Origin of the sequence: Methylophaga sp. UBA678 (genome assembly GCF_002299105.1) — a bacterium.
Classification (GTDB): Bacteria; Pseudomonadota; Gammaproteobacteria; order Nitrosococcales; family Methylophagaceae; genus Methylophaga; species Methylophaga marina.
The window spans coordinates 24,936-35,192 of record NZ_DBNG01000017.1; the positions used below are offsets into that span (position 1 = coordinate 24,936).

Consider the following 10,257-nt stretch of genomic DNA (forward strand, 5'->3'; position numbering starts at 1 on the left):
ACTCAGACACGATCACTTATTCATCTTTATTTGGCATGATGGGCCAATCCGCTGCATCAACCGAATCAAGTGGGTACTGATTGGCCTCGCCATGCCATTGTCGAATGAAGTGATGCTCAGGATCATAGGTCGCCGTTTGTTTTTCCAGATTAAAATGACGTCCCCCACGCGGATCAGCGCCTACTCCAGCAATATATTGCCAATTGCCCCAGTTAGAGGCGACATCATAATCAACTAACTGTTGCTCAAAATAGGCCGCACCAAACCGCCAGTCCAGTTGTAGTTCATTGACCAAACAGCTGGCGACAATCTGACGACCACGATTAGACATATATCCTGTTTGATTAAGTTGTTTCATACAGGCATTAACGATGGGATAAGGGGTATTACCATGACACCATTTCTGATAACGCTCAGGATAAAAACAACACGATACGCGTTGTTTATTTATGCCTTCCGGTCTGAAGAGTTTGTGCTGATAACGCTGTGCATACCACTGGAAATATTCACGCCATAACAGCTCATAATAAATCCAATAGGTAGATTCATTGGCGACATTGTCTTTTTCATAACGCTGTAATCTGTCTATCAGTTTGCGAGGTGATAATGCACCACTGGCCAGCCAGGCAGACATTTTCGTGGAATTATCCCAACCATCTAATTCATTTCGAACCGTTTTATAGTGTTGAGGTAACTCAGAGGAAAAGTAGTCGTCTAAATGCTGAAGCGCTGCTTTTTCTCCACCATTGAAACCTTTATGTGAATCCAGCACATTCTCTGCTGTTCGTTTCAACCCTGTCACAGTATCAACAGGGGGTGCTAATTGTTGGGGCATCGCTACCGGTTTATCAATAGCAATGGTTTCACAAGCTTGTTTGAATTCTGTAAATGTCGTCGGCAAATGGTTTAAGCCAAAAGGCAACTGTTCAGGACGAAATAAGGTATGAGTCCAGATAGAATGAAACGCGATGCGTGGGAAATCAGCTCGAAGGTGATGCCACTGTCTTGTTTCAAATACCCCAACATGATGACTACGATAGACGACATCAATCTCATGATTTTTTATCAAAACAGAGATAGCTGAGACTGGATCGGTTGTCATCACAATCAGTCGTTGCCCCCTGTTTTTGAGCTCTTTAGCTAAGTCATGCAAACATTGTTCGATAAATTGTCGGCGTATTAAGCCCATGGGCTTGGCATTAAGCCCCGTTTGTTTGAACCAGGCTGAGTCAAAACAAAATAAACAGATCAGTTGTTCACAGTTCAAACTGGCTTCAAGAAGTGCCGTGTTGTCATGAACACGAAGATCATGATTAAACCAATACAAACCTGTTTTATACATGTCTTCTCCTAGAAACAGTTTCCATTCTGAAACTAGAGGGTTGGATGTCGATATTATGTGAAGTTAGTAGAACAAAAATGGACAATCAGCTTTCTTGCAACCAATAAAAACTAAAGGCCGGTATGACTAAGGCATTTTTGAATAAATCTGGACGCTGACCACTGAATAAGTCATAAAGTTGGCCATTTTGCGGATTTCCCCAGCTACCTAATTCGCTTAAATTTAAATGCTGAGGTTTATCATTGAAATTGGCAACCACCAGAACACGTTGATGTTGCTGCTGAATGCAATAACGCTCGAAGACAAACAGATGCTCATTACCTACATCAATGAGTTCACGATTATTGAAATCGGCGAACACATCAATTTCTTTACGTACTGAGATCATCCGTTTTAAGGCGGTAAATATTTCATATTGAGGATGGCCAGGCTGATTACGTAAATCTGCTTTATTCCAGTCAATAACAGGCCGATGTACCCAGCGTGAATCCCCTTTCTTGTATGGATCCTCAAGGTAAGAAACATCGTTAGTGGTACCCACTTCATCACCATAGTATAGAAGAGGAATCCCACCAAAGGACATAATCAAACTATGCAAGAGTAAAATGATCTTGATTGAATCTTCGATTGCCTCAGGATCGCCAATTTCCAAGGCGTATTCCAAGCCGACCAGAGAGGCTAAAGAACCAGAAATACGAGCATCACCTGTTTTTTCATTTTCACCGAACGGCAAACCTCTGGCGTGAGAATGGTCAAAACGCCCCATGTAATAATCAATCAGAAACTTCCGATGTTGTGCTGGTTGGTAACCAACCAGTTCAATATCACGATCATCAAAGCCCAAACCGATATCATCATGACATCGGATATAATTCAGCCAGGTTGCTCGCTCTAATTTCACAGGCAAGCTCTTGATGCCTTGATTGAGTAGCTTGGTATTTTTTGTGGCTACGGCATCCCACATCAAAGCCATATAAGTGGCGTTGTAGGCGATTTCACACTCTTTAGCAATTACCGCATCTTCACCAAAGTACTTGGTGACTTCAACCGGTGCGACAATCGCTTCAGCAATATATAAAACGCCAGGCGCTACCACTTGGCAGCAATCTTTCAGCAATTGCAAAATCAAGTGAGCTTCACGTTCGTTTTGACAAGTACTGCCAATTTTCTTCCATAAAAAAGCAACCGCATCCAAACGCAGAATATCGGCGCCCTGATTGGCCCAAAACAGGATCACATCAAGCATTTCGATAAAGACAGCAGGATTAGAATAGTTAAGATCCCACTGATAACTATTAAACACCGTCATGACCCAACGCTGCATATCCTCATCCCAGGTAAAATTACCGGGTGACGTTTCTGGAAACACTTCAGGCATGCTCTGCTCGAACATATCTGGGACATTACGATTTTCAAACGTGTAGTAATAATCCTGAAACTTAGGATCACCCTCACGTGCTTTTTGCGCCCACTCATGCTCATCGGAAGTATGATTCAGCACCACATCCATGGTCAGTAAAATATCTCTGTCATGCATGCTGCGTGCGAGTTGATTCAAGTCTTGCAGACTACCGGCACGCTCATCTATTTTTCGAAAGTCGCTCACGGCATAGCCACCATCACTGCTGCCTTTTGGGCACTGCATGATTGGCATGATGTGTACTAAATTGACGCCAAGATCCTGAAAGTAATTCAGATGGTCTTTCATGCCTTGCAGGTTGCCAGCAAAGCCCTGACTGTATAACGCCATACCTACCCAGTTCTGACTTAGAAACCAGTTATGGTCTGCTTCACGCTCAATATCTTTCTGACGAAGATCTTCTGGACGGCGAATATACTGCCACGCCATTGTTTCAACCAGTTTCTGAGACTGCTCCTTGAAGTCATCTCGATGACCGTATAAGCGCTCAAATAAGGAGTGTATAGCATAAAAATTTGCGCCCAACCGTGTGTAGAAATAGCGTAAATCCTGCTTTGAAATGCCCGCTTCAATTTCATTGAGGATATCGTTTAACAATGTATGGGCTTGCTGTTCGTACATGCTTAACCTTGTTTGAATTATTCTGAATAAGCGTTATTTGTAAAAATCTGGATTTTTACTGATGGCACCGCGTTGCGTCACCACCCGACAAGCGAAAGCTTGTGCTTTTTCTAATGTCGTTTCAATTGACCAGTCCGCTAAAAGACCGTGAATATACATGGCAGTAAATGCATCGCCAGCACCGACGGTATCGATAACCTGTTCATGTTGAGTAGGTGCGACTTCATGAAACTCACCATCTGTATCTCTCACGATAGCGCCTTTTTCTCCACGTGTCACAATCAACTGATCAAGGTGAAAGTGCGTATGCATTCGTGTCATGTCCTGATACAAATCAGCAGATTGAAAACCGAGCTCATATAGCTCACTCTCATTGAGTTTTACCCAGCGAGCCTGCTCCAGCCAATGGTAGACCACCTCTTTCTGCCACCAGGGAGACCGTAAATTCACATCAACAAAAATGTCCAGTGATGGGTTTTCCGTCAGTTTTTCCAATGTTTTATACGAGGTCTCATGTCGAGCGACTAATGTGCCATGGTAAAAAAATCCGGATAAAGCCTGACTGGCTGACTCACCTAACTCAATAAAGTCCCAGGCACTATCTTCAGCAAATGTGTAGCTTGGCTCATCATCTTTTATGGTGATATCAACGCGCCCTGTCTGGTGCTGGTCGTCAATTTGTATAGCTTGTGTATTCATGCCCCAGCTATCCATCTCCGATAAGATGGTTTTGCCTAAGTCATCATTACCTACCCGGCTGATAAAAACAGGAGAATCACCTAAGGCGTGCAGATGCCAGGCCACATTAAAGGGAGCACCACCAAGAACATTTTCTCCGGTAGGAAAACAATCAAATAAGGCTTCACCAAAAAGCGTTAGATTTGATGATGATGTCATGATGATGCCTCTTTATTGGTTTGCATAACAAAATGCGGTGCAAAGTGCGCCACGCCCTGTAATACCCCTGCAGCATAATTACCTTCATTATCTCGATGACTTTTCGCCAGGAATAAGGCTTCGGCATGACCATTATGTTTGGATAACTCTACTGCAGCCTGCTTTATTTCCGCGCTGGCATTATCGACCAGAACCGAGGGAATTTGACTGGTTAGAACAGGCAGGTCATTACCACTATCACCAGCAAAAATCACTTCATCCAATTGATAGTCTAGTTTGCGTTGTAAAAACTCAATGGCATGGAGCTTAGTTGCATGCTCAGGTAAGACATCCAACAGGCCGATATTTTTAGGTTCATCGACGCTCCAGAGAATACTGGCAGCGACATTAGCATCTTTCAAAAAGGCTTCAACACGGGCAATAATTGTATCTTTATCTAAATACAGTGGCAGGTAGTAACTCAGTTTATGGGTGTTTTGCTTGCTGCTTTCCTGTAAACGCAATTCTTTAATGGGTCGTAAAATGTGTTTCAGCTGAGCATGGGTTTTGCCATTCCAGTCTTTATCAATCTCAGCTTCCCAGTCCGCCATTTGTTGCCAACTGCCTTTACCTATCTGGTATATCTTGGTACCAACATCGGTAATCGCAAAATCAGGAACGGGTAAGGCATAGTTTTTAATCGCCCGTTTCACCAGTGATACATGACGACCTGTGACATATGCTAGCTTGACCTCATCACGTTCACAAAAGTCGGAAAACTGTTTACGTGCATCAGCTGGCTCTGGCTGAAAGCCATTAGGAATGATGGTTCTATCCATATCCGTGCAGAGTAAAACTTTAGCTTGGCTCATGATGATGCTTTCTTCGTTTTGACATGATCAAAGAACTGGTAATGTTCGAGTGATTCCAAAATGCCTGCAGCAAATGGTTTGTCTGCGAAATAAATACGGTCAGTATCAATCAATTGTGATAACTCCTCATTATGTCTGTTTGCCACTACCGCAGCGAGCGTGTTGCCCCGCATCATATCTTCATCGGCACCGGAACCGCCGGCGACAAAAATATGTTCAAGTGGTATTTGCCAATGGTCGGCAACATAGCGCAGAGCCATCCCCTTTGATGCTCTAATCGGTAATATGTCTAAATATTGTCCAAAAGCCAGCTGAACATGAACCGATTGTTCCTCCTGATGTAACAGTCGTTTTATATCTTCAACATCTACCTGTTCAGGATCGATGTAATAACTCAGTTTAAATCGACTCTGTTCTGACTTTGGCTGCTTTTCTAATCCAGGATACCCATCGAGCAACAGTCGTACTTTATGGGGCGTCCAGTGATAATCAATATGTTGAGCCCAGGACGTATCTGGCGTTAGCTTAGGTGCATAGTAGATCTCAGTGCCAGAACTGGTGATTAAAATATCAGGTTCAGGAATCTGATGTTTTTTCATCATTCTAAGGGCAACGTCCAAACGCCGGCCAGTCGCAATGGCAAATTTTGTGGTCTTGCGGTTTTCCCGAATCAGGTTAATCAATTTATGTAACGACACATCGTCGCCGATAAGGTTCAAATCCAAATCGGTGAAAATAGCCTGTTCAGCATAGACATGACTGGTTCGCTCAAGCGGCTTACGTTGAAGTAACTCAGCACGTTGAGCAAGTGGTGTCACCAAATCGATATACCGTTTAGCGTGTGCTTGCCATGAATAACACTTCGCTACCCCTTCCAGACCTTTGCTTGAATAATCATCCCACACATCATTGTCTGTTAATAATTTCAATAGTGCGTCTGTGATAGTCGATGATTCGAGTGGATCAATTAAAATCCCATTATGACAGTTACCAATAATATCTCTTGGCCCACCATCTTCCGTCGCCACAATTGGTACGCCCGAGGCTGCGGCCTCGATCAGAGTCAGACCAAAAGGCTCTGTCAGCGCCGGGTTTACAAACACCCCACCTGATGCCGCAGCAATACGATACATCAGAGGGACTTGCTCACGCTTGTGGTGCTTAGGCATGACCACTTTGCCATATAAATCGTATCGATCAATGGCCACAAAAAGCTCATGAAACACTTCCTGAGCCCCTGCTTCCAGATCATCAATATCATCACGGTTACCAGCAATAATCACTAAGTTTGCCAGTTGTTGTAGCCTTTCTGACTCACCATACGCTTCAATAAGCACGGTGATATTTTTTCGCTTATCCGGTCGTGACAGTGCCAGGATAATGGGTTTATGTGGGTCTGTAAGTTGGTGCGTCAGCTTCTGAAACAACTCACTTTCAAGTTCATTACCTTCTGGCGGTTTGAACTGCTTAATATTTGTACCAGGAGGAATGACACGCATCTGATCAGGTTGATAATGATCATAAATTTCGTATTGTTCTTCGATTTCCTGGTGAGTACTGGTAATGACACGTTCGGCGGTTGCTAAAGTAATCTCCTCTGCCTCTATACGCCGAGTCATATTGTAAAGTGACTCAATTTGTTCAGTCGTTAAACCACTGGCCAATAACCTTCTTCGTTTGACCCTCCCTAAAGAATGGCCTGTATGGACAAGTGGAATGCCTAGCAGATTAGCCACATGAGATCCCACCAGGCCCGCGTCAGCATAATGACTATGAATCAGATCAGGGACATGGTCTTGTTTTCTGAAAAAATCCGCCAGGTTGTCTGCAAACCCGTCCAAATGCTCCCATAAATGTTCTTTATAGATATATTCATCAGGACCGGCTTCTATACGCACGATCCTGAATTTATCATTTACCTTCTCAATGGGTTCCGCGTATTCAGCATCAACATGGCTATCTAACACACGGCGTGTAACCAGATCTACCTGACAGACATTGGGAAGTTCAGACAGTGCTTGAGCGAGTTCCAGAACATAGAGCGTTTGTCCTCCTGTATCGGCATCTCTGCCCAGTTCGAGATTATCAGCCCGTATGAGCCCATGCACACTAATTAGTGCGATATAAATCTGCTCAACCCCGTCAGCCATAAAACCTGCTTCTCCCTTTGTTGTGTATGTAAACGCAGATATCGTCTTACCATTGATACTATAGCATCACACTGTGTCAATAAAGATTAGCTTGGGTTAATTGCAGATTCTCTGTGTATTCGACTGAGACATAACCAATCAAATTTAAATGGATTTTCGACCTGAAATGAGTCGTTTAAGCTTGGCACTTAAACGATGAAAAAAGCGATGTTTATTGCCAGCGGCTGTACTAGTCAGGAAGTTAATCTGTATGGACTGACGCTTGCCCTCAAATGCCGGATAGCCATGCCAGCAGTTATCGGTCACTTTAAAAGCCACAAGACTACCTGGACCAGGCGTGACTTCATCCACATAGTCATTCATATCGTGACCATTTCGTAAGATTCTCAGTTTACCTGTATCAGCTTGCCAAGCTTCGTTAAGGTAGATAAGGATGGTGGCCACTTTGGTTTTAGAATCGGTATGGATGCGTCCATCTTTTTGTCTGGAATACCCTCTGAGGGTAATCATCATCGGCAAATCCATAACCTGCACATCAAACTTGTCACAAATGATTCGCCGAAATTCCGGGGTATCAATAGAGGTAATTAACGATTTAAAAGGTTCTTGTAAATCAACATCATCGATATTGTAGCTACCGCCATCTGAGATATCAGGAAAGCTCTTGATGATGGCTTGCACCTGTTCAGGATAAATAGATTGTTCTACCTTGAAATAGGGAAATGGAACCGTTTGTACGGGGGCTTTATCAAGAGATTCCAGTTGAATTACATTCGTCATTGTTTTGTCATCAAATCGTCACAAACTGCAAGATTATCACTCTCACCCAATAACATAAACTCCTAAAAATACAGCCTTCAGCGGTTAATCATCTAAAAGTTAGCTGGGTCGAGAACTTCTCACTGAGACCTGTATCTAAAAAAATCATTTACTCGCTAATCAGCACTAAGGTTTATACTGCGTACGATTCTCATTTAGAACTGCACTCAAGATAAATGATTGATACAACCACCCTCGCTGGAGCCAATAAAAACGTGTTTAGATTTGACCGTCGTATAACCACAGGCCTCATTATCAGTTTGATGATGATGTTGTCATTTATTCATGCCGCACATGCAAACGATGCACAGAGTGATACGCGACAACTCATGCAGATAGCTGAGTATGTCGGAGCAGATTACAGTGCTGCTGTGGCCAATGGTGAGGTGATCAACGAAGCTGAGTACAGCGAGATGACGGAGTTTTCTGCGCTTGCAGTGGAAAAAACCCGACAACTCGATAACGGCCAACACGCGCTTGAAGCGGCGCTTAAATTACAACAAGCCGTTACTAATAAACAAAACCCTGATGTCATTCATGCCATCACAGTGGATCTTCGGAATATCTTGATTAAGCTCTCACCGGACGTCTCTTTGCCCAGCGAATTACTGCCCATTCAACAAGTAAAACAGCTTTATCAGCAAAACTGCAGTGCCTGTCATGGTGCAATGGGTCAGGGAGATGGCACATTAGCGGCCTCTTTGGACCCCACACCGACAAACTTCACTGACAGAGATCGTGCCATGAATCGTTCACTTATCGGTTTATACGATGCCATCACCAATGGTATTGAGGGCACGGCTATGGTGGCGCTGTCTCACCTTGATGAGAAACAGCGTTGGTCACTGGCCTTTTATGCAGGTAGCTTGGCCTTTCAGGATCACACTGGTATGGCAACAGTCCCCACTGCCATGACTATTCAGGATTTTGTCAGTAATAGTCCCCAGACATTACTCAATAAATACCCCACGCTTGACGATGACACAGTAGCTCAGCTTCGCTCACATCCTGAGCCGTTATTTGCATCAAATGATCCACTTGCCATGGCCAAACAACAACTGAAAGCGGCACATACAAGTTATCTATCAGGGGACTATAAAGCGGCACAAGCGCTAGCTGTCAGTGCCTACCTTGATGGTTTTGAACTGGCAGAAAATGCCTTGGATGCCTACGACCCACAACTGCGTAAAGACATCGAAAAATCAATGATGGCATTCAGACAATTAACGGCTCAGTCTGAAAAACAAGACGACATTACCGCACTGCTTGAACAAACCAATCATCAGCTTAGTCAGGCACAAGATTTGTTGTCTGCCGATACCTTATCGGACTCGACACTGTTTACGGCCAGTTTAGTGATTTTATTGCGTGAAGGCCTGGAAGCTATGCTGGTTGTGTTGGCACTGGTCACTGTTCTAGTCAAAACGGAGCGTCGTGACGCGGTGAAATATGTGCATGCTGGCTGGGTTTTTGCCCTGATTGCGGGTGTCGCCACGTGGTGGGCAGCCCAAAATCTGATTAGCATCAGTGGTGCAAGCCGTGAAATCATGGAAGGTGTGGGCGCCTTGATGGCCGCTGTGATTCTATTCTATGTCGGTTTCTGGATGCATAGTAAAACAAACGCGGCGGCTTGGCAGGCTTATATTAATCAACACGTTCATCGACACTTGAGTAAAGGCACGCTGTGGGGATTAGCAGGCCTGTCGTTCATTGCGGTGTATCGTGAAGTGTTCGAAACAGTCCTCTTTTATCAAGCACTACTTACCCAATCGGCGGCATCACAATCCATGTCTATCGCCACAGGTTTTGTTACGGCTGTAGTGATTTTAGGCCTGTTATTCTGGGTGTTTGTTAAATACTCATTACGCTTACCTATCAGAACATTCTTCACTTTCAGTACCTATCTGATGCTGGCTTTATCATTTGTATTAATAGGTAAGGCGGTGGCCGCCCTACAGGAAGCTGATTTGATCAGCATTTCTTCATTACCCGTTGATTTTGCCTTGTCCTGGCTTGGTATTTATTCAACATGGGAGGGATTGTCAGCCCAGCTGGTAATCGTGATGTTGTCTTTGCTTATTCTGATGGGCATCAGACCTTTCGGTAACAAAGAAACCGCTTAAACATCAACATAAAAAAAGCCCGCGAAAGCGGGCT

At 44.0% G+C, this 10,257-nt stretch carries 7 protein-coding genes; 1 reads left to right on the top strand and 6 read right to left on the bottom strand.

Features of this window, described 5'->3' with window-relative positions; translation table 11 throughout:
• Nucleotides 1–16: 16 nt before the first annotated feature.
• The 6 genes from B3014_RS09420 to B3014_RS09445 all read right to left on the bottom strand — a co-directional run bounded on the left by B3014_RS09420 (nucleotide 17) and on the right by B3014_RS09445 (nucleotide 8,061).
• A complete protein-coding gene (locus B3014_RS09420) occupies nucleotides 17–1,342 on the bottom strand; it encodes a DASH family cryptochrome (RefSeq protein ID WP_289245018.1) in 1,326 nt (441 codons plus the stop codon).
• An 85-nt stretch (nucleotides 1,343–1,427) separates the two neighbouring features.
• Nucleotides 1,428–3,383, bottom strand: coding sequence for an alpha-amylase family glycosyl hydrolase (locus tag B3014_RS09425; protein WP_289245019.1), 1,956 nt, complete (start codon nucleotides 3,381–3,383; stop codon nucleotides 1,428–1,430).
• 33 nt (nucleotides 3,384–3,416) lie between these two features.
• Nucleotides 3,417–4,280 (bottom strand): carbohydrate kinase family protein, encoded by an 864-nt coding sequence (locus B3014_RS09430; protein ID WP_289245020.1) that lies wholly within the window; start codon nucleotides 4,278–4,280, stop codon nucleotides 3,417–3,419.
• Nucleotides 4,277–5,131: an HAD-IIB family hydrolase gene (locus B3014_RS09435; RefSeq protein ID WP_289245021.1), complete on the bottom strand. Its 855-nt coding sequence runs from the start codon at nucleotides 5,129–5,131 to the stop codon at nucleotides 4,277–4,279. The genes B3014_RS09430 and B3014_RS09435 overlap by 4 nt, the downstream gene beginning before the upstream one ends.
• Nucleotides 5,128–7,281, bottom strand: a complete 2,154-nt coding sequence (locus tag B3014_RS09440) for an HAD family hydrolase (RefSeq protein ID WP_289245022.1) — start codon at nucleotides 7,279–7,281, stop codon at nucleotides 5,128–5,130. The genes B3014_RS09435 and B3014_RS09440 overlap by 4 nt, the downstream gene beginning before the upstream one ends.
• 144 nt (nucleotides 7,282–7,425) lie before the next feature.
• The gene (locus B3014_RS09445) at nucleotides 7,426–8,061 is read right to left on the bottom strand and encodes a 2OG-Fe(II) oxygenase (RefSeq protein WP_289245023.1); all 636 of its coding nucleotides are present in this window, start codon (nucleotides 8,059–8,061) and stop codon (nucleotides 7,426–7,428) included.
• Between the two features lie 215 nt (nucleotides 8,062–8,276).
• On the opposite strand from B3014_RS09445, the gene B3014_RS09450 reads away from it, so the two are divergent.
• Nucleotides 8,277–10,223 carry a cytochrome c/FTR1 family iron permease gene (locus tag B3014_RS09450; RefSeq protein WP_289245024.1) on the top strand — a complete coding sequence of 649 codons (1,947 nt, stop codon included), beginning with the start codon at nucleotides 8,277–8,279 and terminating at the stop codon, nucleotides 10,221–10,223.
• Nucleotides 10,224–10,257 lie beyond the last annotated feature (34 nt).